The organism is Flexivirga meconopsidis, from assembly GCF_026162425.1.
Classification (GTDB): domain Bacteria; phylum Actinomycetota; class Actinomycetes; order Actinomycetales; family Dermatophilaceae; genus Flexivirga; species Flexivirga meconopsidis.
This window is the reverse complement of record NZ_JAOBQJ010000001.1, coordinates 338573-357723: the sequence shown is the minus strand read 5'-3', so window position 1 is coordinate 357723 and position 19151 is coordinate 338573. Positions and strand designations below refer to the sequence as shown.

Below are 19151 nucleotides of genomic sequence, written 5' to 3'. Positions count from 1 at the left end.
TGGCATGGTCGGTCGCCCAGCCGTTGTGTCTAAAGTGGCCGCGTGGCTGGATTGGTCGGTTCCATGGGGACTTTCGCGCGTGGCAGCCGCCGCCCGGCGGCCTTGCGGCGAGCGCGCTGGGCGAGTGCGGTGACCATTGCCGCGGGCGCGCCGGTGCTGCGCACCGCCATCACCAGCCCGCCGGGTGGCCGGAAGTTTCGGCGGTGGACGGTGGTCCTCGCCTCGACCTGGACCGCGGGCGCCGTCGCCGGCTCCCCTCGGCCACTGCGTCAACTGGTGCGACCGGCGACGCTGACGCGGTCGGTGGTGCGGCCGGCCATCATCGGGGCGGGCGCGGTCGCGGTCTTCTCGGCGGGTGCGGTCGTGACTACCCGGATCCCATTGCTACGGGACCGGATTCGTGCCGTCGTCGACCACGCCAGGCACGGCTCGCTGCCAACGGTCATCGGGCTGGCGCTACTCACCGGCGTCACCGAGGAGTTGTTCTTCCGGGGCCCGCTCTACGACGCGGTCGATCTGCCGGGCGTGCACCCGGTCCTGACGAGCACGGCCATCTACACCCTCGTCACCTGCGCCACCGGCAATCCGATGTTGGTCTTTGCAGCAGGGGTGCTCGGCACGATCACCGCGCTCGACCGGCGTGCCACCGGCGATGTGATCGGGCCTGCCGTCATACATCTCACCTGGTCGACGGGGATGCTGCTGGTGTTGCCGCCGATGGTGCATCGCTTCGACCGCTCACCGACCGGGCGGTAGCGCGGGCCCGCGGCACCACCATCGGAGTGCCCGTCTCGGGGTCCGGTATGACGGTGCTCGCGAGCTCGAACACCTCCTGCACGAGGTCGGCGCTGAGCACGTCCCCGGGCGCGCCCTGCGCGATGACGTCGCCGGAATTCATCACCACCAGGTGGTCGGCGTATCGAGCCGCCTGATTGAGGTCGTGCAGCACGGCGACGACCGTGATGCCGAGGTCGCGTAGGTCACGGCACAGGTCGAGCACTTCGTATTGGTGCGCGACGTCGAGGTAGGTCGTCGGCTCGTCGAGCAGCAGCACGGGAGTGCGCTGGGCGACGACCATGGCAAGCCAGACGCGCTGTCGCTGACCGCCGGACAGCTCCGCGACCGGACGCGTCGCAAGGTCAGCCACCCCCGCCCGCTCCATCGCGCTCTGCACCGCCTCGTCATCGTCCGGCGACCACTGCCGCAGCAGCGAGTGATAGGGAAAACGACCGCGCCCCACCAGATCTCGCACGGTGATCTGCTCCGGGACGACCGGCGTCTGCGGCAGCATCGCGACCACCCGTGCCGCCTCCTTGGTCTTGTATGACGCTGCCGGCCGTCCGTCGAGCAGCACCTGCCCGGAGGTCGGGGTCAGTACCCGGCCGAGCGCCTTGAGTAGCGTCGACTTGCCACAGCCGTTCGGGCCGATCACCGCGGTCACCGCCCCGTCGGGCAGGTCGAGGGTGAGGTCACGACAGACCACCCGGTTGCCGTAGGACAGCGTGAGGCCACGCGCGGCGAGGCGGTTCATGCGCTTCCCTTCTTCCATTCCTTCACGAGCAGGACCCCGAGGTAGACGCCGCCGAACGCGGCGGTGAGGATGCCGACCGGCAGGTCACCGAGCCAGCCGGCCTGCTGGACCCACAGGTCGGCGGCGACCAGGACGACCGCACCGGTCAACGCCGAGACCACAACCGCGCCGTGCGGACCGCCGACCAGCCTGCGGGCGATCTGCGGCGCGGTGAGCGCGACGAACGCGATCGGGCCGGCAGCGCTCACCGCGGCCGCGCACAGTGCGACGGCGATCAGGATGGCGAGACTGCGAGTGCGACCGGCGCGGGCGCCGAGCGAGTCGGCCATTGCGTCGCCCAGCTCCATCAGGCGCAGCCGCGGGCCCAGCGCGAGCGCACACGGCAGCAGCACCAGACACGCCAGGCCGACGAACTGTGCCTGCCCCCAGGTGCGGGCCGACAGGGTGCCGGCGAGATAGCCCGCCAGTGAAAGGGACTCGTCCTGGTCCTTGACCATGACGACGTACTGGATGAAGGCGGTCGCCATCGCGGAGACGCCTACCCCGGCGAGGATGATCCGGCTGGGCACCGCAAATCCGCTGCCCGTGGAAAGGTAGACGAGTGCGGCGGCGACTGCGGCGCCCGCAAATGCGCCGATGCCGAGCGGTAGCAATGGGATCCACAGACTCGCCACGACGGCTCCAGCGCCGGCACCCGCCGTCATGCCGACAACGTCGGGACTTGCCAACGGGTTGCGGGTGCCGGACTGGAAGAGCAGACCGGAGACGCCGAGCGCCGCGCCCGCGCCGACCGCCACGGAAAGGCGCGGCCCGCGCAGCTCCTCGAAGACGAACTTCTCCTTGCCGTCGGCGTGCCCGCTGATCGCGGTCCACAACCCACCGGGCGGGATGCCCAGTTTGCCCATCGTCAGGGTCAGGATGCCCAGCACGACCAGGAGCGCGAGAGTCACCGCGCCGACGACCACCGCTCGCGGGCTGACGTGCAGCACGACGCGCCCCGTCATACCGACCCGACGGGTCGACAGACCGTCCACGGCACTCACGACGACTCACCCGCCGTCCGCCGGACCAGCCACAACAGCACCGGCGCGCCGACGAACGCGGTGACCACGCCGACCTGCAACTCCTGCGGGCGCAACAACAGCCGGCCGACGACGTCGGCGATCAGCAGCAGGCTGGGTCCGATCAGCAGTGCCGCCGGCAACTGCCAGCGATGATCCGGGCCGACGATGGCACGAGCAAGATGCGGAACGGCAAGGCCCACGAACGCGATTGGCCCGGCGGCCGAGGTGGCGGCCGCGGACAACACCGTCGCCGCGGCGATGCCGGCCCAGCGCGTCACGGCCGGATTGGAGCCCAGCGAGATGGCTATCTCCTCCCCGAGCGCCAGCGCGTTGAGCGAGGTGGCGAGCAGACCGGCGACCACCAGGCCGATGATCGCCCACGGGAGGATTTCCATGACGTCGGCGCCGCCGCCGGCAAGTGAGCCGACGGCCCAATAGCGGTAATCGTCAAAGGCATTCGGGTGGGTGAGAGTGATCGCCTGGATGACTGCCGTGAGCACCGCAGTCACCACGGCACCGGAGAGGACCAGCCGCACCGGCACCACGCCGCGCCGCCCCGACCCCATCGTCGTGACGATCAGCATCGCCAGGAACGCGCCCGGCAAAGCCGCCCAGGTGGGGCTGCCGGGCAGGTGCAGGAACGCCGTCGAGACGACGATGCCGGTGGCTGCGCCGGCGTTGACCCCGAGCAACCCGGGGTCGCCGAGCGGGTTGCGGGACAGCCCCTGCATGACGACGCCGGCCACGGCCAGGCAGCCCCCCACCAGCAGACCGAGCACGGTTCGTGGCACCCGGCTGTCGAGCACGTCGCGGACGTGCTCCGGGCCTCCGCCGCCGACCGCCGTCCAGATCTGCCCGAAGGACAGCGCCTTCGAGCCGAAGGCGAGACTGAGCAGCACTGCGACGAGAAGCAGCGCCACCAAGGCGGCCAGTGCGGGCACGCGCCACGGCAGGAAGCCCGCCGCCGGGGCTTCCTGCCGGGTGAGCGTGCGGGTGTCAGCCAACCTTCGCGATGGCCGCGTCGATCATCGGCGGGTAGCGCTTGATCACCCACGGCACCGTGAGCGGATTGATCATCGACGATGCGGTGACGAACGACGGGTCGTCGCTGCTCACGACCGAACCACGTTTGACGGCAGGTATTTTCGCGTAGAGAGGCTGCGCCTCGATGCTCTTCTTGGTCTTCGCGTCGGAGTAGAAGGTAAACATCAGGTCGGCCTTCGAGATTTTGTCGGCGTTCTCCAGGCCGATGACGGCGGAGTCGGTGCCGTCCTTCTCCTTCAACGTCTTCACGACCGGATCGACCTTGAGGCCCATCTTGGTGAGCATCGCCGAGCGCTGCTCGGTGGGCAGGAAGACTCCGAGCGTCCCCGGCCCGTCGGTGTAGGTGTAGACGAAGCTGGTGTCGGCATACTTCGGGTGGGTCTTGGCGACCTGCGCGAGTTGGTCGTCGATCGTGGTGATCAAGCCCTTGGCCTTGTCAGACTCACCGAGCGCCTGACCGATCGTGGTGATCTGCTGATCCCAATCGGTGCTCCACGCCTTGTCGGGATAGGCGACGGTCGGCGCGATCTCCTTGAGCTTGTCGTACTGCGCCTGCGTGATGCCCGACCACGGGGCCAGGATGACGTCGGGGTCGAGCTCGAGGATCGCCTCGATGTCCAGCTCGGTGCCTCCGGTGAACTGCTTGGGCAGCGTGCCGTTCTTGGCCTTCACCGCGTCGTAGATCCACGGCAGATAGCCGGTCTTCTGGTCGCTGCCCCAGGGGTAGGACTCCATGCCGACCGGAGTCACCCCGAGCGCGATCGCGGTCTCGGTCGAACCCTGCCCGAGCGTGACCACCCGCTTCGGCTTCTCGGAGATCTTCGCGTCGCCGAGGGCGCTCTTGATCGTGACCGGGGTGAAGGAGGCACCCTTGCCGGACGCGGAGCCGGTGCCGGATGCGCCGGCGCTGCCTCCTGAGGACGAGCCGCAGGCGGTCAGACCTGCGACAAGAAGAGCGGCGGTGCCGGCGATAAGGGCACGGCGGGACGTTCGGTTCTCGAGCATGAGGTAAGGCTAACCTCACCTGGCCTGCGTGGTAAACCGGGTACCGCTCAGCCTTGGTCGTCGGCCTCCTGCGGCCACGTCTTTGCCACGAGGGTGAGCACGTCATACGTCGCAACGGGGTCACCCTCGGCGTTGGCGACAACGGCATCCCAACGCACTTCGCCGTAGTCGGCATTCAGACGTGGGGTGACCTGCTTGACCGTGAGCGTCACGGCGATGGTGTCGCCGGCCTTCACCGGGGTGAGGAAGCGCAGGTTGTCGACACCGAAGTTGGCCAGCACCGGACCCGGATTCGGCTCGACGAAGAGTCCGGCGGCAAGTGAAACGACCAGGTATCCGTGGGCGACGATGCCACCGAAGAGCGGATTCGCCGCGGCGGCCGCGGGGTCGGTGTGCGCGTAGAACGTGTCGCCGGTGAATTCGGCAAACGTGTTGATGTCCTCCAGCGTCACCTCGCGCTGGGCGCTGCTGATCGTGTCGCCGATCTGCAGCTCTGCCAGGCTTTTCCGGAAGGGATGTATGGCGCCTTCGCGTCGCTGCGCACCGGCGGTCCACCGCCCACCGATCGCGGTCACCATGTCCGGCGAACCCTGGATCGCGGTGCGTTGCATGTGGTGCAGCACCCCGCGGATGCCACCGAGCTCCTCTCCACCGCCCGCACGACCTGGACCCCCGTGCACCAGCATCGGCAGCGGCGACCCGTGCCCGGTGGATTCACCGGCATCGTCCCGGTCGAGCACCAGGATCCGGCCGTGCCAGGGAGCAAGGCCGAGCACGATCGTGCGCGCGACCTCCGGGTCGTGGGTGACGACCGAACCCGCAAGACTGCCCTTGCCGCGAGCCGCGAGTTCGATTGCCTCGTCGAGGGTTTCGTAGCTGATCACGGTGCTGACCGGACCGAACGGTTCGACGTCGTGCACCTCGCGGGCTCCGTCTTGCGCGCGCAGCAGGATCGGCGAGATGAACGCACCGCTCTCGGCGTCGGCTCCCACGACCGTCACGTCGTCCGGGTTGCCGAAGACGATCTCGGACGACGTCCGCAGCGCCTCGACTGCCTTGCGCACCTCGTCGCGTTGGCCGAGCGAGGCAAGCGCGCCCATCCGCACACCCTCGGCATCGGCCTTGCCGACGGTGACCTTGGCGAGTCGGTCACTGATCGCGGCGACGACGTCGTCGGCGATCCCGGCCGGCACGATCACCCGCCGTATGGCGGTGCACTTCTGACCGGCCTTGACGGTCATCTCGGTGACGACGCCCTTGACGAACAGTTCGAATTCCGGGTCGTCAACGGTGACGTCGGTGCCGAGCACCGAGCAGTTGAGCGAGTCGGCCTCGACCCCGAACTGCACACCCCCGTGCAGCACCGACGGGTGCTGGCGGAGGATGTCGGCGGTGTGCGCCGAGCCGGTGAAGGCCACCGAGTCCTGCGCGCCGAGGTGGTCGAGCAGGTTGCCGGCCGAACCACTGACCAACTGCAGTGACCCTGCCGGCAGCAGACCGGAGTCGACGATCTGCCGCACGACGGCCTCGGTGAGGTAGGCGGTCTGGCTCGCGGGCTTGACGATGGAAGGCAGTCCGGCGAGGAAGGCCGGCGCGAGCTTCTCGAGCATCCCCCAGACGGGGAAGTTGAAGGCGTTGATCTGCACGGCCACTCCTGGTCGCGACACGAAGACGTGCTGACCGACGAAAGTGCCTCCCTTTCCTAGCGGTTCGGCCGGGCCGTCGAGCACGACCTTGCCGTCGGGCAGCTCCCGCGTGCCCTTGCTGGCATAGGCGAACAAGGTGCCGATGCCACCGTCGATGTCGACCATCGAGTCGCGCTGCGTGGCGCCGGTCCGGAAGGACAGATCGTAGAACGCGTCCTTGACGGCTCGCTCCGACAGCGTCTTGGCGAGCGCCTTGAGTCGCGCTGCGCGCTCGTGGAAGGTGAGCGCCCGGATCGCCGGTCCCCCGGTCTGGCGCGCGTAGTCGACCATCGCGGCGAAGTCGAGGCCGGAGCTGGAGACGCGCACGATCTCCTCGCCGGTGCTCGCGTCGAGGAGCGGCGCGCCGTCGTCGGGTGCGAACCAACGGCCCGCGGCGTAACTCGGCAGGACTGCACTCATGGGAGATCTCCGTTGCGGGTCGGGTGCCTGGCCCGCCATACGGTAATACAGACCGCTCGGTCAGTAAATAGTCCGCTCAGCGCTTGTAGAGCAGGTACTGCCGTCGGGTGCGATCGATCGCGCGCAGTTCGGGCTGCCACGCGGCGACGATCTGAGCCGCGCTGTCGCCGGCGGCGAACATCCGCAGGAAGCGGTCCGATCCGGTGAGCAGGTTGATCCAGCGGCCGGCGTCACCGCGCCAGTCGAACTCGGCGTAGAGGTCGCGCAAGGTCGTCATCATCGTCGTCGCGGTGCGTATGGCGTCGACCCGCTGCGGATCGGCGATGTGCACCTGGACACCGCCGCACACCTTGCCTTCGTTCTTGGAGAACGTCGGGTTGAAGTAGGCCTCCCGGAACTCAACGCCCGGCAGTTGCTCCCCCGAAAGTCGTTGCGCCCAGCGGTAATCCACGTATGGCGCACCGATCAACTCGAACGGCCTGGTGGTGCCGCGGCCCTCCGACAGATTGGTCGCTTCGAACATGCCGAGTCCCGGATAAAGCAGGGCAGTGTCCGGCGTCGGCATGTTGGGTGACGGCATGATCCACGGTGCGCCGGTGTCGGCGAACAACTCGCCCGGCGACCAACCCTGCACCTGCACCACGGCCAGGTCCTGGACGGGACGGCCGGCGACCCGCGGCATGAACTCGCCGTTGTAGAAGCGGGCCAGCTCACCCGCGGTCATGCCGTGCTGCTGGGCGATCTTGTCCAGGCCGACGCCGGAGGTGAATCCGTCCTTGAGGACGGGGCCTCTTGCTTGTCCGCCAACCGGATTCGGTCGGTCCAGCACCACGAAGCGTTTGCCGGTCCGAGCAGCCGCCGCCATCGCGTTGTAGAGCGTCCAGATGTAAGTGTAGAAGCGCGCCCCGACGTCCTGGATGTCGAAGACGACCGTGTCGACCTGCGCGGTCGCGAAGTAGCCGGCGAACTTGTCGATGGTGGCGCCGTAGGCGTCGTAGACCGTGACACCGGTGCGTTCGTCGACGTAAGTGTCTTCGGCCTCACCGGCCTGCGCGGTGCCGCGGAAACCGTGCTCCGGGCCGAAAACGCCTCCTATCTCGACCTTTCCGGACTCGACCATCACATCGACGATGCTGCGCAGTCCATCCCGGACCACCCCGGTCGGGTTGGTGATCACGCCAATGCGCTGGCCGGAGAAGACCTTCCAGCCCTTCGCCGCGGCGACATCGGCACCGCATCGGAAGCGGTCGCCGTGATCCTTCGTCGCCGGTGCCGCGGTCGCGGGCTGCGTCATACCTCCGATCGAGAGTGCTCCCGCACCGATCGCGGCCGCTCCGAGGAAGCCCCGTCGGCCAAGTCGTCCGTCCCTCTGCTCACTGGAGTTGTCCATGCGTGCGAGCCTGCCGCAGACGGGGGCCGAATGGGCCCCTCGCTATCCCTAGACTTGGGGGCTCGACAACCATTCGGAGGTGCGATGAGTGACGACTTCCGCGTGGGCGACCACGTGCGGTGGAACTCCGAGGCCGGTGAGGTCAGCGGGGTGATCATCGAAAAGCACACACATGACACGGAATACAAGGGTCATCTGCGCCGCTGCAGCCCGGATAACCCACAGTATTCGATCCAGAGCGACAAGACCGATCACATCGCGATGCACAAGGGCAGCGCGTTGCACCGGATCGACTGACCGCTCCGTATGACGTGAGCTGCTCACAGATCTGGACGATCGGGCACTGGACTCAGCCGATCCCCGACTTCCTCGCGACACTGCGCCGGCACGACATCGACCTTGTCGCGGACGTGCGCGCCCAGCCGGGCTCGCGGCGCAGCCCACAGTTCGACAGCGACACCATGGCGCAATGGCTTGCCGAGGCCGGCATCGGTTACCTACGTCTGCCGACCCTCGGCGGACGACGGCCCCGCCAGGACGTCGACCCCGAAATCAACGCGGGCTGGCAGAACGCCAGCTTCAAGAACTACGCCGACTACACGCTGAGCGACGAATATGCCTCAGGCATATCAGAACTCATCGACCTGGCGAGCACTCATCGGGTCGCGATCATGTGCGGCGAACCCATGCCGTGGCGTTGTCATCGGTCCCTGATCGCGAATACGCTCGCCGCCGCCGGCTGGACCGTGCACGACCTGATGCCCCACGGCTCGAGTCGTGACCACGAGCTCGGCGCCTGGGGTGCGACGCCGGTCGTCGGCGCGGACGGACGGATCACCTATCCGGCGTAGCCACGCTCTCGCCGGTGCCGAGGTTGCGAGCGACGACGTGGTGGGCGTAACCGGGATCAGGCAGGGCGTGCGATGGCGAAATAGGTGACCGGCGGCTCATGTCCGGGCTCGGACAGGGTGAACCCCGCCGCCTCGGCCAGTTCGGCATCCGTCAGTTTGCCCCGTCTGCGACGAAGGAGCGCACTGAGCAGCGTCTGCGGTGAGGCGGGCTCGTATCCGTGTATCTCAGCTATTTCCAGGTTGATTCGTCCTACGGCTTCGGCAAGGAAGGCAGGGGTGCGCAGCCGGTCGGTGGTGTAGCGACCCGGCGGCATGATCCGTGTGCCCGGCACCTGTTGGAAGAGCCGGAGGTAGATCAACCGGGACAGCCAGGTGTCGCTCACGGTGTCCAACACGAGTGCTCCTGACGGTCGTCGGACGCGCGCCAACTCCGCCAGCACTCCGTGCGGGTCGTCGGTGGTTTCGAGGGTGTCGATGCACCAGACGAGATCGAACGATGCGTCCGGCGCCGGCAGGCTGGTGACCTCTCCTACCCGGAAGTCAATATCAGCTGCGACCTCAGCGGTGTTCGACGATGCAACAGCCGTCGCCTCGGCCGAAGAATCGATCGCGGACACCTGATATCCGGCACTGGCGATCAGGTGTGGCAGCCAGCTGTAACCGGCCCCGACCGTCAACGCGCGGGGCGTCGCGTCGGTGGCCGACGCCGGCAGCGGCAATAGGTCGAGCAGTTCGCGTTGCGCGCCCTCGAACGCGGCCGCCCGAATGTGTCGGCCATCGAGAACGTCGGGATCGGGGTTGTTGAGCGCAATCTGTGACATGTCCCCTCCTGAGTGAGTATCCTCAAGATACTTACCAAGGAGAGGTCATGACAAGAGTCGATCTGAGCGAGGTGTCGTGTTCGATCGCGCGCACGGTCGCCGTGATGTCCGACGCATGGTCATGGTTGATCGTGCGCGATCTGGCTGTCGGACTTGGGCGCTTCGACGAGTTGCACACTGACCTTGGGATCTCCCGAAAAGTGCTGTCGCAGAGGCTGATTGAGCTGACTGAAGCCGGTGTCGTGGAACGTCGCGCCTACCAAGAGCACCCACCGCGCTTCGAGTACCAACTCACCGAGCAAGGTCGCGACCTCATACCCGTGCTGCGCGCGATGGTCACCTGGGGAGACGAGTGGCGGCCCACTGGGCGAGGAGCGCCGATGCGCTATGAACACGCGTCGTGCCCTGGCAGTCGCCCGGAGGCAGTCTGCGACGTCTGTGCCGAGCCGGTAGACCCAGACGATCTCGTGCCGGTGGCCGGACCGGGTGGACGGCACGGCCCTGGGACCGCGTTGATCGGCGGCTACTTGAAGTAGCTCACGCGATACGGTCCAGATCCTGCACGGTGATCTGATGTTGCAACGGCTCGCCCGACGCGAGGCGGCGAACCTCCTCGACTGCTGCGTCGCCGAGTCGCCGCACCTCGTTGCCCATCGCTCCGGCGATGTGCGGAGTGACAACGACATTCGGCAGCCGGAAGAGCGGACTGTCCGCCGGCAGTGGTTCAGGGTCAGCGACGTCCAGGTAGGCGTCAAGCCGGCCGGTGGTCAGGTGCGACAGGAGCGCCTCGGTGTCGACCAGGCTACCGCGTGCGGTGTTGATCAGCACCGCACCGTCAGGCATGAGGGCCAGCCCGGCGGCGTCCAGCAGGTGGCGGGTAGAGGGCAACTCCGGGGCGTGCAGGGTGACAATGTCGCTCTGGCGCAACAGTTTTGGCAGATCCACAAGTTTCGCGCCGAGTGTCTCGGCGGCGGTCTTGTCGAGGTAGGGATCGGCGATTAGCAGCTGAAAATCCTTGTCCCGCAGTTGCTCCAGCACCAGCCGGCCGATGCGGGAGGCGCCGACGACACCGACGGTGATGCCGTGCGTCCCGTGCCATAGTTCACGATCCTCCTGCGAGCGCAGCTGCCCGGTTGCGCGGTAGGCCGCGATATGCCGAGATGTCCGCTTTGCCGCGAACACGATTGCAGCGACGGTGAATTCAGCGACGGGTATGGCGTTGGTCGCGGCCGCCGACGAGACCTGGACACCACTCTGCAACACCTCGGGCGCGACAATCGGTCGGATGGACCCGGGGGTGTGCACGATCGCTCTCAGGTGCGGCAGGCGAGCGGCGACGGCCTCATCGATGAACGGACTGCCCCAGCCCGTGACGACGATCTCGGCACCGGCAAGACGGTCCCACGGGGCAGTGTCCAGGTCGGCGACCACCAACGGTCGTCCGGCCTCGTCCCGCAGCAGCTCGGTGCACTCAGTCAGGGTCGTGAGCGCCGCATCGTCGAACACTGCCCGCACGGTCTCCGGCGGCATGAGCAGCACGCAGGTCGGTCGATCGTCGGGACCATTCGGCGTCATGCTCGGCAAGTTACCGCGCAGATGGCACGGTTGACTCATGACGACCCCAACACCACCACTCGGCCTGTGCTCGGTGACCTTTCGCGGGTTCTCCGCGAAGCGGGTCGTGCAGGTCGCTGCGGACGCCGGGCTGAGCTCGATCGAGTGGGGCGCCGATCGGCATGCACCACCGGGAGACCGCGCCGTCATACGGCAGGTGCGGGAGCTGACCGAGGCCGCTGGACTGAGGGTGGCGTCATACGGCAGTTATTGGCGCGCGGGCGTGACCGGCCTCGATGCAGCAAGCGAATTGCTCGACACCGCACGCGAACTCGGTGCCCCACGGGTGCGAGTCTGGGCGGGTGACACCGGCACGACCGAGACGAGCGCGGAGCAGCGAGCACACGTGGTCACCGAGCTGCGACGGTTCGCCGGCCTCGCCGCGGAAAGAGGGATCGTCGCAGGCACGGAGTTCCACGGCGGCACGCTGACCGACTCTGCGGACGCGACCGTGCGCCTGCTCGAGGAAGTGAATCACCCCAATTTGCAGACCTATTGGCAGCCACCCGTGGCGATGCCGGACGAGGAAGCACTGGACGGCCTACGGCTGCTGCTCGCTCGCACCGGGGTTTGCGCGGTCCACGTCTTCTCCTGGTGGCCGGAGACGGAACGGCTGCCGCTCACCGACCGGGCGGCGTTGTGGGCGTCGGCACTCGCCGAGCTGGCGAGCGTCGGCGTGGTGCCGGAGTTGCTCTTCGAGTTCGTGGCCGGCGACGACCCGGCCGCGCTCGTCAGGGACGCTTCGGCGTTGCGTGCCCTGTCAGCTCGGTGACCCTGCCGGCTCTGGTGACTGTTTGTTCCGTCGCCACCAACCGCCGCGTCCGCCGTGCCAGAGTCGACCGCATCAATCGGTCGCAGCGGGAGTTGATGAGGAGCGGGGCCATGCCGGTGTCATCGGTCAGGTACAGCCCCGAGAACGACAACGTGATCCAGCACCTGGGGATGCTCCGGGAGTTCGCCGGACCCTGGGAAGGGCGCGGCTTCAACCTGATCGCCCGGCCGGACTTTGAGGGACACGCCAACCTCTATCTGCAACTCAACCAGACGCAGGAGACCTTCGACGTCACGCCGATCGGCTCGGCGGTGCCCAATCGCGCATGCGGTTGCGACGACATCGACCTCTATGGGCTGACCTATCTGCACAAGGTGAAGGACCGGTCGACCGGCAGCGCCCTGCACATCGAACCGGGCATGTGGATGATTCAGCCGCCGACGGACTACCCGTCCGTGCACGCACCGGCCGGCGGTCAGATCGTCTACCGGATGGCCTCGATCCCGCACGGCAACACCCTGCTGGCGCAGGGCGCGGCCGCCAACTTCTCAGGGACGCCCATCGTGGCCAACAGCGTTGCGCCATACGCCCTTTCGGACTTCTTGTCGTTCAACAGCACGCCGATCACAGGGGCGACGCCACCGGAGGTCGCGATCATGAACGTCGCGGGTTCGTCGGAAGCGGGCACCACCCGCAGTGACCACCTGGTGCCGTTCGACCAGTACAACCTGTCGATCCCGGAATCGGCGGAGAACCCTCGCACGCCCTATGCCACCCGGCCACCCGAGCCGCCGCTGCCGCGCGAGATCGACGGCGTGCCGATGCAGCAGCTGGTCAACGATCCGATCACCCTCCTGCAGGCGGAGGTGCAGAGGCAGGTCGACGCCGGTTACTCCTTCGAGGGCGTCGCGATCAATGTGCTGACGCAACAGCAGGTCGGCTTCCGCAAGCACGTCAACGACCCCTACGGGCCGTATGACACTGTCAGCCCGTCGAATGCCGCGGGCGGCCTGACGAACACGCCCTTCCTCGCGGGCGGCGACCCGGTCGGCCACATGGGGCCGAACGCCGCCGCGGCGCTGGTCTATGCGACCTACTGGATCTCGCGGCTCACCCATCCCGACGACAACCGGCCGCCGATCATGCAGTTGCAGTATGCGCAGATGACCGTGCTCAACTTCGAGATCCTCAACATGCCGGACCAGGGGATCATCGGCTGGCCGCACGTCTCCGTCGCGACGCTGCGCAAGAGCTTCGGCTGTGCGCGGCTCCGGCGCGGGAATCTGCTTGCCGCGCTTGCTGTTGAGGCGGTCGATCGGTCCCCGCGGCCGCACCGGAAGTGTTAGGGATGACGCATGCGCCTGTATCTCGACAAGGCCGCACCGGACGTATGGGGCGCCGCCCGCGCCTACTCGGAGTCGGTGCTGACCGAGGCGACCGGGCGGGGCCTGGAGCCCGCCGAGACCGAGCTGATCAAGCTGCGGGCGTCCCAGATCAACGCCTGTGCGTTCTGCCTGGACCTGCACTCGCGCGAGGCACGGCGTGCCGGCATACCGCAGCAACGGCTCGATCTGCTGCCGGCCTGGCGCGAGACGGAGATCTTCACCGAGCGTGAGCGGGCGGTGCTGGCGGTCGCGGAGGCCGCGACCCAGCTGCCGCTGACCGAGGAGAGTCGCGCCGACCTGGCCGGGGCTCTCGCCGTACTCGGTGAGGAGGCGTTCGTCGCAGCCGAATGGGTTGCGGTCACGATCAACACGTTCAATCGGGTGTCGATCCTCAGCGAACACGCCGTGCAGCCGCGCGGCGCCGACGGACGACTTGCCCGATGAGTTCAGCAGCCCACCAGTTCAGCTCACAGTTCAGCTCACAAGGAGGAAGCGCATGACACAGGAACGGTTCGAGGTCCGCAACATCCCGGAGCAGTCGCGGTATGTCCTGATCGACCACGGCGAGGACGGCTCGGCTCAGGACGAGATCGGTGTCGAGCAGTATGTCGACTTCGACGGCGACGCCAAACCCGAGCGAATCCTTTACCACACAGCGGTTTCGGAGGATTACGCCGGACAGGGGCTGGCGTCGGTGCTGGTGCAGACCGTCGTCGACGACGTGATCGCCGGCGGCCGCGAGATCGTCCCGGTCTGCCCGTATGTCGCCAAGTGGCTGCCCAAGCACCCGCAGTATGACGAGCACGTCGTCAAGCCGAAGGCGGCGCACCTTGAGGCGGTGCGCGAAGCCGCGCGGTGACGCGGAACGCCTGCGCCTGAGCTGGGCCGGCGCTACCGTCGAGAGCATGGACATGCTCAGGGGCGAGCAGATCGCCGCGGCAAACCTGACCGACTGGCGCAAGCTCGCCCAGGGGCTGCATGCGCGCTACGTGATCGACAGCTTCGCTGCCGGCGCGCGGTTCGTCACCGTCGTGAGCGAGGCGGGTGACGCAGTCGGACACCACCCGACCGTGCGGATCGGCGACGGGTATGTCGACCTCGAGCTCGTCACCGACGATGCGATCTACCGCGGCGAGGACGGGACCGAACTCGTCATCGAATGGGTCACCCAGCAGGATGTCGACCTCGCCCGACGGATCACCGAGATCGCCGCCGAGCACGGGCTGACCGCTGACCCGACAGCTGTCAGCGAGCTCGAAATCGGTGTGGACACAACCGATTCCGCGGCTGTCGCTCCGATGTGGGCGGCCTTGCTGACGGGTGACCCCGAGGCGCAAGGGCGAGGGACGCCCGGGGATGAGATCCGCGACCTGACCCGCCGGTTGCCGAACCTGTGGTTCGGCGACGCCGACGGGTCATCGGGGCAGCGCTTCCACGTCGAGGTCTACGTCGCGCCGGAGGTGGTCGAGCAACGGATCGCCGCCGCGGTCGCAGCCGGCGGGAAGGTCGTCGACGACAGCGAGTCACCGGGTTTGACCGTGATCGCCGACGCCGAGGGCAACCGGGGCGTCATCTGCGCTGACACGTCGGCGCAGAGCGACTGAGTGCTGACCAAGGTCAGATCGGCAGCACCTTCACGTCGGTGCCCTGCAGCAGCAGCTCCATATCGGGCACGTCCGCGGTCACGACGACCCGGGGCTCGGGCAGGCCTGCCGCCGTCGCAGCGACCAGCGCGTCGACCGTCAGGTCGCGCGCCTTCCTCCGTTGCTTGGCGGCGCTCGCGCGCATGGCACCGGCCCGGAAGCCGATGACATCGTCGACGTCGATCAACCGGATTGCCTTTGCCGCGTGCCGGATTCGGGCGTCGCGTTGCGTTCCATCAGCCACCTCGGCGAGTGTTGCCGTGGAGGCGTAGAGGCTCGAGTCCGTGCGCCGAGCGACCTCCGTCCACGCCTGCATCCGGCGTTCACCGAGTGCGAGCGCGGACAACGCTTCCGCGTCAAGCAGGATCGACTGCGGCCGGACGATCACGCAGTGAGCCTGCTCATGATGGCAGCGACTTCCGCCTCGTCGACGGGACCGTGCTCTGCGGTCATCTCGGCGAGCAGATCGTCCAGCGCGTCACGTTCGAGTTGGCGTGCAACCGCGTCGGCGACGTACGCCGAAAAGCCGCGTGCGCCAACGCGAGAGCGCACGCCTTCGGACGTCTCGGCGGGCATGGTGACGGAGTGCTTCTCGGCCCCGGCTTGAGTGGACATGAGAGTTATCCTACTCGAAGTAGGACAAAAGGCGCGTTCGCTGTTGCCCCCTATTCGCGGTCAGACTCTGCCGATGCGAGGGATGGTGACCTACATTGCCCACCATGAGTGGAGGGGACCGGCTTCGCGTTGGACGCGTTACCGTCGGGTTAGCGACAGCGGCCGGGTGGGTCAGTGAGTACACCGACCCGGCGCGCATTGGCAGCAACGCTCCGTACGCGTTCCCGGCGTACGACCGGATGGACACCGAAAGTGATGCGTCTCGCCTGAACGACGGCGATCTGCTCGCGCCGGCGCTGCTCAACGTGACGCCGAAGCTGCGCGCGTTCTACGCGCTGAAGGCGATGCGCACGGACCTCGAAGAGCGGCTCGCCCGACTCGATAACCAGCCGCTCGAGAACCTGGACGCCGCCCAGATCGCAGCGGTAATCAATCTCATGTACGACCCTCTCGACCGCCACCGCGCCGGTCCTCGAACTGGTCTCAACGGAACGACCTACTCCAAGGTCCTGCACCGGAAGCGCCTGGCGCTGCTACCACTCCATGACCGATGGATCAACGCGTGCTACGTCTCCCATGATGGGCCGGTGCCTCCGGCGAAGAAGCGGACGTGGTCGGAGTACATGACCTTGGTCGCGATCGCGATGGCAGAGGACCTCAGTACACAGAGGCGCCAGTTCGACCAGATTGCAGACGCTGCGCACGAGCCGCTAACCCGGTTACGCCTGCTCGACATCGTCGCGTGGAAGTCCCAGGGGAGGTCGCACGAATGATCAACTAGAGATCAGCGTCGCCACGGGCAGAATCGATGCTCAAACTGGACAGAATGTCGGCCCACCCTTCCATCAACCCACGGCTCCGCAGGCATCCCACCGCGCGTCAGCGAATTGCCCTACGAAGCCTGCGGATGGAGCTTCTGCAGAAGACCCGAGGGATCTCGCCGCCACGCGATCCCTGAGGAGTCGGTGAAGACGAGTTCGAGCACTCGGTAACCGCGGCTGCGGGTATACGGCTTCGTCGCTTGCTCATGTTGCAACGGCGCCGGCAACGTCCAGCCATACTGCGGATCCTGCGTGACGACGAACTAAGTGGCGCCAACACACGCAGCCACATCGGCACCACGTGCCGGTGGTGCCGCGAACGTCTGCTCCTATCTCAGACTTTCTCGGTCCGGGAAGCCTTCGGTGGCCCGCAGCGTTGCCACCAGATGTGAAGATCAGCGAAGCCTCCCGGGTCAGTGGTGTGAGTGCACGCTCGTTACGACACTACGAGGAGGCGGGCCTGATCATCCCTGGCCGCTTGGACAACGGATTTCGTGACTACTGCCAGTCAACGATCGACCGAGTGCTCGTGATCCGTTCACTCTTGGGGTCCGGCATACCAGTGCGGTTGGCCAGGAAGGTCCTGCCAGCACCCACGGATGGAACGGGCGCTGGGGACGGCGAGGTTGATGCCGAGTTTCTGGTTGAGGTGCGCCTTTATCGCGATCGGCTTGCTGCGCGCATCGCCGCGCTAAGTGATCAGCGGCGAGCTCTGGAGTCGTATCTGAGGCAGGCTGGTCGCGCCTCTCGATGAGAATCCCTTGACCTTGACGCATGCGTCAGGTTCTTAGGTTCGGTACATGAAGACCAACGAGCCAGCTCGACTGAATGGCGATCCGATGCGGGCGCTCGTGCAGTGCTCGCGTCAAGGACCTATAGACCTCAGCCTCGCAACCGATCGCTGTCCGCCCACACCGGGGCCTGAGGAGTACCTGGTTCGCGTCAGTGCCGCCGGGGTCAACTTCGCCGACGTCATGCAGACGCGCGGCACGTATGGCTCAGGGCCGAAGGCGCCTTATGTGGCGGGCTTCGAAGGCGCCGGCGAGATCGTAGAAATCGGAACAGGGGTCGTCGATGGATTGCCGCTCGGCACCCACGTTGTCGGAGCCGGTTCGGGCGCGTTCGCGCAGTACATGACGATGCCGGCCGCCGGGGTACTGTCCGTGCCGATCGGCTGGCGCGACTCCGGCGCACTAGGCATGGTGCTGAACTGGGCAACCGCGTTGGCCGCTCTCAAGCCGTTAGGTGGAATCCGAACTGGCGACATCGTGCTCATCCATGCCGCCGCGGGCGGCGTGGGCCAGGCAGCGGTTCGGCTCGCTCGCCACTACGGCGCCCGCGTGATCGCCACAGCCTCCCCAGTCAAGCATGACGCTGTCCGCGCACTCGGTGCCCATGAGGTGCTGAGCAGCCACGACCCCGCTATGGCTGACAAGATCAACCGACTGACCTGCGGGGTCGGAGTCGACCTGGTCCTCGAATCGGTGGGCAAGGCTACCCTCGCCAGCAGCCTGGCGGTCGCCAAGCCGTTCTCCGGCACTGTCGTGGTGTTCGGCGCGGCTTCCGGCGACGCAACCTTGACCACGCACGATTTGGTCTTCACCCACCACGCCGCGATCAAAGGCCTCCACATCGGTGCCTTCGCGACCGTAGCACCGGGCCAATACAAATTGTTGCTGACAGAACTTGACGCGTTGATTGCTCAAGGCGTCTATCCCGAGGGCAATCCCCAGGTTCACCCGCTGGCTGAGGGGCCGGAGGTCCTGCGGCAGGTCGAGGCAGGGCTCACTCACGGCAAGCACGCTCTGGATCCCTGGAGTTAGACCCTCGTCGTCGGCCTGCATGCCCGGGATGGCATCAGATCGCCCTGAGCGATCTCACGCCGATGGTGTCGACCGGAGTTCGATGCACTAGTAACGATGATCTTGCGTTCCTGAGTCACGAAGGCGGACGCAGCAACGAGGAAGCCGAGAGCTGAACGGTCATCGATCAATCTCCACGAGCTGGGCATCCGCTCACCGGATGGACTATCGCGGCACTCGATTGCGGCGTCACCTCTGATTGCTGCCTTTATCGCGAAGCGGCCCGCAACCAGACCCTGCCCGGAATTCCGCATGGCTGCCTCATCATCCAGGGCGCCACGAATGTCCACCCCAGGTCCGCGGACGTTGTCGAGCAGCTTGCTCAGCGACGCAAGATGAGCGTCACGCTCATCCAACAGCGCATCGCTGACGATATCAACAAGGGCCTGCTGCCCGAGGAAACCGACGCGCGCCACCTCGCAGAGTACGTCGTGACCGTGCAACAGGGCATGGCCCAGCAGGCCCGCGACGGCGCCGACCGCTCGAGCTGAGAAGCGGTCGCCGAAACCGCGATGCGCGCCTGGCCAGCCGAGATCTCCTAGGGGCCGCAGAGTCGGGGCAAGGTTCGGCGCCGCCGGCGAGGCGGCACCAGGGTCATTGCTGCGACAATACGCGGAATCCTTTGATC

The 19151-nt window shown here is 67.1% G+C and carries 23 protein-coding genes; 13 read left to right on the top strand and 10 right to left on the bottom strand.

Annotation, left to right across the window (positions count from 1 at the left end; all coding sequences use genetic code 11):
* Positions 1 to 42: 42 nt before the first annotated feature.
* Positions 43 to 756, top strand: coding sequence for a CPBP family intramembrane glutamic endopeptidase (locus N2M23_RS01735; RefSeq protein WP_265442825.1), 714 nt, complete (start codon positions 43 to 45; stop codon positions 754 to 756).
* Here the strand turns inward: N2M23_RS01735 and N2M23_RS01730 are convergent.
* The 6 genes from N2M23_RS01730 to N2M23_RS01705 form a co-directional block, all read right to left on the bottom strand.
* Complete coding sequence (locus tag N2M23_RS01730) at positions 680 to 1531, bottom strand: ABC transporter ATP-binding protein (protein WP_265442824.1); 852 nt, start codon at positions 1529 to 1531, stop codon at positions 680 to 682. The genes N2M23_RS01735 and N2M23_RS01730 overlap by 77 nt on opposite strands.
* Entirely contained in the window at positions 1528 to 2574 is a 1047-nt protein-coding gene (locus N2M23_RS01725) for a FecCD family ABC transporter permease (protein ID WP_265442823.1), read from the bottom strand. The genes N2M23_RS01730 and N2M23_RS01725 overlap by 4 nt, the downstream gene beginning before the upstream one ends.
* The gene (locus N2M23_RS01720) at positions 2571 to 3599 is read right to left on the bottom strand and encodes a FecCD family ABC transporter permease (protein ID WP_265442822.1); all 1029 of its coding nucleotides are present in this window, start codon (positions 3597 to 3599) and stop codon (positions 2571 to 2573) included. The genes N2M23_RS01725 and N2M23_RS01720 overlap by 4 nt, the downstream gene beginning before the upstream one ends.
* A complete protein-coding gene (locus N2M23_RS01715) occupies positions 3592 to 4644 on the bottom strand; it encodes an iron-siderophore ABC transporter substrate-binding protein (protein WP_265442821.1) in 1053 nt (350 codons plus the stop codon). Before N2M23_RS01715 ends, N2M23_RS01720 begins: the two co-directional genes overlap by 8 nt.
* 47 nt (positions 4645 to 4691) lie before the next feature.
* Complete coding sequence (gene paaZ, locus N2M23_RS01710; RefSeq protein WP_265442818.1) at positions 4692 to 6749, bottom strand: phenylacetic acid degradation bifunctional protein PaaZ; 2058 nt, start codon at positions 6747 to 6749, stop codon at positions 4692 to 4694.
* Between the two features lie 76 nt (positions 6750 to 6825).
* Entirely contained in the window at positions 6826 to 8139 is a 1314-nt protein-coding gene (locus N2M23_RS01705) for an exo-beta-N-acetylmuramidase NamZ family protein (protein ID WP_265442816.1), read from the bottom strand.
* Positions 8140 to 8223: 84 nt separating this feature from the next.
* Between N2M23_RS01705 and N2M23_RS01700 the strand changes: the two genes are divergently transcribed.
* Positions 8224 to 8436 carry a hypervirulence associated TUDOR domain-containing protein gene (locus tag N2M23_RS01700; RefSeq protein WP_171151832.1) on the top strand — a complete coding sequence of 71 codons (213 nt, stop codon included), beginning with the start codon at positions 8224 to 8226 and terminating at the stop codon, positions 8434 to 8436.
* A 14-nt stretch (positions 8437 to 8450) separates the two neighbouring features.
* Positions 8451 to 8990, top strand: a complete 540-nt coding sequence (locus N2M23_RS01695; RefSeq protein WP_265442814.1) for a DUF488 domain-containing protein — start codon at positions 8451 to 8453, stop codon at positions 8988 to 8990.
* Positions 8991 to 9046: 56 nt separating this feature from the next.
* Here N2M23_RS01695 and N2M23_RS01690 read toward each other — a convergent pair whose 3' ends face one another.
* Positions 9047 to 9811: a class I SAM-dependent methyltransferase gene (locus N2M23_RS01690; protein WP_265442813.1), complete on the bottom strand. Its 765-nt coding sequence runs from the start codon at positions 9809 to 9811 to the stop codon at positions 9047 to 9049.
* A gap of 47 nt (positions 9812 to 9858) precedes the next feature.
* Between N2M23_RS01690 and N2M23_RS01685 the strand changes: the two genes are divergently transcribed.
* Positions 9859 to 10347: a winged helix-turn-helix transcriptional regulator gene (locus tag N2M23_RS01685; RefSeq protein WP_265442811.1), complete on the top strand. Its 489-nt coding sequence runs from the start codon at positions 9859 to 9861 to the stop codon at positions 10345 to 10347.
* 1 nt (position 10348) lies between these two features.
* On the opposite strand, the gene N2M23_RS01680 is transcribed toward N2M23_RS01685, so the two are convergent.
* The gene (locus tag N2M23_RS01680; protein ID WP_265442810.1) at positions 10349 to 11386 is read right to left on the bottom strand and encodes a hydroxyacid dehydrogenase; all 1038 of its coding nucleotides are present in this window, start codon (positions 11384 to 11386) and stop codon (positions 10349 to 10351) included.
* Positions 11387 to 11423: 37 nt separating this feature from the next.
* Between N2M23_RS01680 and N2M23_RS01675 the strand changes: the two genes are divergently transcribed.
* The 5 genes from N2M23_RS01675 to N2M23_RS01655 all read left to right on the top strand — a co-directional run bounded on the left by N2M23_RS01675 (position 11424) and on the right by N2M23_RS01655 (position 15186).
* Positions 11424 to 12197 carry a sugar phosphate isomerase/epimerase family protein gene (locus N2M23_RS01675; RefSeq protein ID WP_265442808.1) on the top strand — a complete coding sequence of 258 codons (774 nt, stop codon included), beginning with the start codon at positions 11424 to 11426 and terminating at the stop codon, positions 12195 to 12197.
* Positions 12198 to 12307: 110 nt separating this feature from the next.
* Positions 12308 to 13543, top strand: coding sequence for a heme-binding protein (locus tag N2M23_RS01670; protein ID WP_265442807.1), 1236 nt, complete (start codon positions 12308 to 12310; stop codon positions 13541 to 13543).
* Between the two features lie 9 nt (positions 13544 to 13552).
* Positions 13553 to 14026, top strand: coding sequence for a carboxymuconolactone decarboxylase family protein (locus N2M23_RS01665; protein ID WP_265442806.1), 474 nt, complete (start codon positions 13553 to 13555; stop codon positions 14024 to 14026).
* 52 nt (positions 14027 to 14078) lie between these two features.
* Positions 14079 to 14441, top strand: a complete 363-nt coding sequence (locus N2M23_RS01660) for a GNAT family N-acetyltransferase (protein WP_265442804.1) — start codon at positions 14079 to 14081, stop codon at positions 14439 to 14441.
* 46 nt (positions 14442 to 14487) lie between these two features.
* Positions 14488 to 15186 (top strand): 4a-hydroxytetrahydrobiopterin dehydratase, encoded by a 699-nt coding sequence (locus tag N2M23_RS01655; protein WP_265442802.1) that lies wholly within the window; start codon positions 14488 to 14490, stop codon positions 15184 to 15186.
* A 13-nt stretch (positions 15187 to 15199) separates the two neighbouring features.
* Here the strand turns inward: N2M23_RS01655 and N2M23_RS01650 are convergent, their stop codons facing one another.
* Both N2M23_RS01650 and N2M23_RS01645 read right to left on the bottom strand, forming a co-directional pair.
* The gene (locus N2M23_RS01650; protein WP_265442800.1) at positions 15200 to 15613 is read right to left on the bottom strand and encodes a type II toxin-antitoxin system VapC family toxin; all 414 of its coding nucleotides are present in this window, start codon (positions 15611 to 15613) and stop codon (positions 15200 to 15202) included.
* Complete coding sequence (locus N2M23_RS01645) at positions 15610 to 15840, bottom strand: CopG family transcriptional regulator (RefSeq protein ID WP_265442799.1); 231 nt, start codon at positions 15838 to 15840, stop codon at positions 15610 to 15612. The genes N2M23_RS01650 and N2M23_RS01645 overlap by 4 nt, the downstream gene beginning before the upstream one ends.
* A gap of 104 nt (positions 15841 to 15944) precedes the next feature.
* On the opposite strand from N2M23_RS01645, the gene N2M23_RS01640 reads away from it, so the two are divergent.
* The 4 genes from N2M23_RS01640 to N2M23_RS21080 all read left to right on the top strand — a co-directional run bounded on the left by N2M23_RS01640 (position 15945) and on the right by N2M23_RS21080 (position 19014).
* Positions 15945 to 16613: a DUF6308 family protein gene (locus tag N2M23_RS01640; protein WP_265442797.1), complete on the top strand. Its 669-nt coding sequence runs from the start codon at positions 15945 to 15947 to the stop codon at positions 16611 to 16613.
* A gap of 349 nt (positions 16614 to 16962) precedes the next feature.
* Positions 16963 to 17415 carry a MerR family transcriptional regulator gene (locus tag N2M23_RS21085; RefSeq protein WP_425270169.1) on the top strand — a complete coding sequence of 151 codons (453 nt, stop codon included), beginning with the start codon at positions 16963 to 16965 and terminating at the stop codon, positions 17413 to 17415.
* A 46-nt stretch (positions 17416 to 17461) separates the two neighbouring features.
* Positions 17462 to 18484, top strand: coding sequence for a zinc-binding dehydrogenase (locus N2M23_RS01635; RefSeq protein ID WP_265442796.1), 1023 nt, complete (start codon positions 17462 to 17464; stop codon positions 18482 to 18484).
* A gap of 161 nt (positions 18485 to 18645) precedes the next feature.
* Positions 18646 to 19014 (top strand): TetR family transcriptional regulator C-terminal domain-containing protein, encoded by a 369-nt coding sequence (locus N2M23_RS21080; protein WP_425270184.1) that lies wholly within the window; start codon positions 18646 to 18648, stop codon positions 19012 to 19014.
* Positions 19015 to 19151 lie beyond the last annotated feature (137 nt).

Bases quoted from the DNA above. Each gene is read 5' to 3' on its own strand.
- N2M23_RS01690 (WP_265442813.1), bottom strand. From the start codon at position 9,811: ATGTCACAGATTGCGCTCAACAACCCCGATCCCGACGTTCTCGATGGC.
- N2M23_RS01715 (WP_265442821.1), bottom strand. From the start codon at position 4,644: ATGCTCGAGAACCGAACGTCCCGCCGTGCCCTTATCGCCGGCACCGCC.
- N2M23_RS01645 (WP_265442799.1), bottom strand. From the start codon at position 15,840: ATGTCCACTCAAGCCGGGGCCGAGAAGCACTCCGTCACCATGCCCGCC.
- N2M23_RS01670 (WP_265442807.1), top strand. From the start codon at position 12,308: ATGCCGGTGTCATCGGTCAGGTACAGCCCCGAGAACGACAACGTGATC.
- N2M23_RS01700 (WP_171151832.1), top strand. From the start codon at position 8,224: ATGAGTGACGACTTCCGCGTGGGCGACCACGTGCGGTGGAACTCCGAG.
- N2M23_RS01705 (WP_265442816.1), bottom strand. From the start codon at position 8,139: ATGGACAACTCCAGTGAGCAGAGGGACGGACGACTTGGCCGACGGGGC.
- N2M23_RS01680 (WP_265442810.1), bottom strand. From the start codon at position 11,386: ATGACGCCGAATGGTCCCGACGATCGACCGACCTGCGTGCTGCTCATG.
- N2M23_RS01675 (WP_265442808.1), top strand. From the start codon at position 11,424: ATGACGACCCCAACACCACCACTCGGCCTGTGCTCGGTGACCTTTCGC.
- N2M23_RS01635 (WP_265442796.1), top strand. From the start codon at position 17,462: ATGAAGACCAACGAGCCAGCTCGACTGAATGGCGATCCGATGCGGGCG.
- N2M23_RS01660 (WP_265442804.1), top strand. From the start codon at position 14,079: ATGACACAGGAACGGTTCGAGGTCCGCAACATCCCGGAGCAGTCGCGG.
- N2M23_RS01685 (WP_265442811.1), top strand. From the start codon at position 9,859: ATGACAAGAGTCGATCTGAGCGAGGTGTCGTGTTCGATCGCGCGCACG.
- N2M23_RS01730 (WP_265442824.1), bottom strand. From the start codon at position 1,531: ATGAACCGCCTCGCCGCGCGTGGCCTCACGCTGTCCTACGGCAACCGG.
- N2M23_RS01655 (WP_265442802.1), top strand. From the start codon at position 14,488: ATGGACATGCTCAGGGGCGAGCAGATCGCCGCGGCAAACCTGACCGAC.
- paaZ (WP_265442818.1), bottom strand. From the start codon at position 6,749: ATGAGTGCAGTCCTGCCGAGTTACGCCGCGGGCCGTTGGTTCGCACCC.
- N2M23_RS01640 (WP_265442797.1), top strand. From the start codon at position 15,945: ATGAGTGGAGGGGACCGGCTTCGCGTTGGACGCGTTACCGTCGGGTTA.
- N2M23_RS01665 (WP_265442806.1), top strand. From the start codon at position 13,553: ATGCGCCTGTATCTCGACAAGGCCGCACCGGACGTATGGGGCGCCGCC.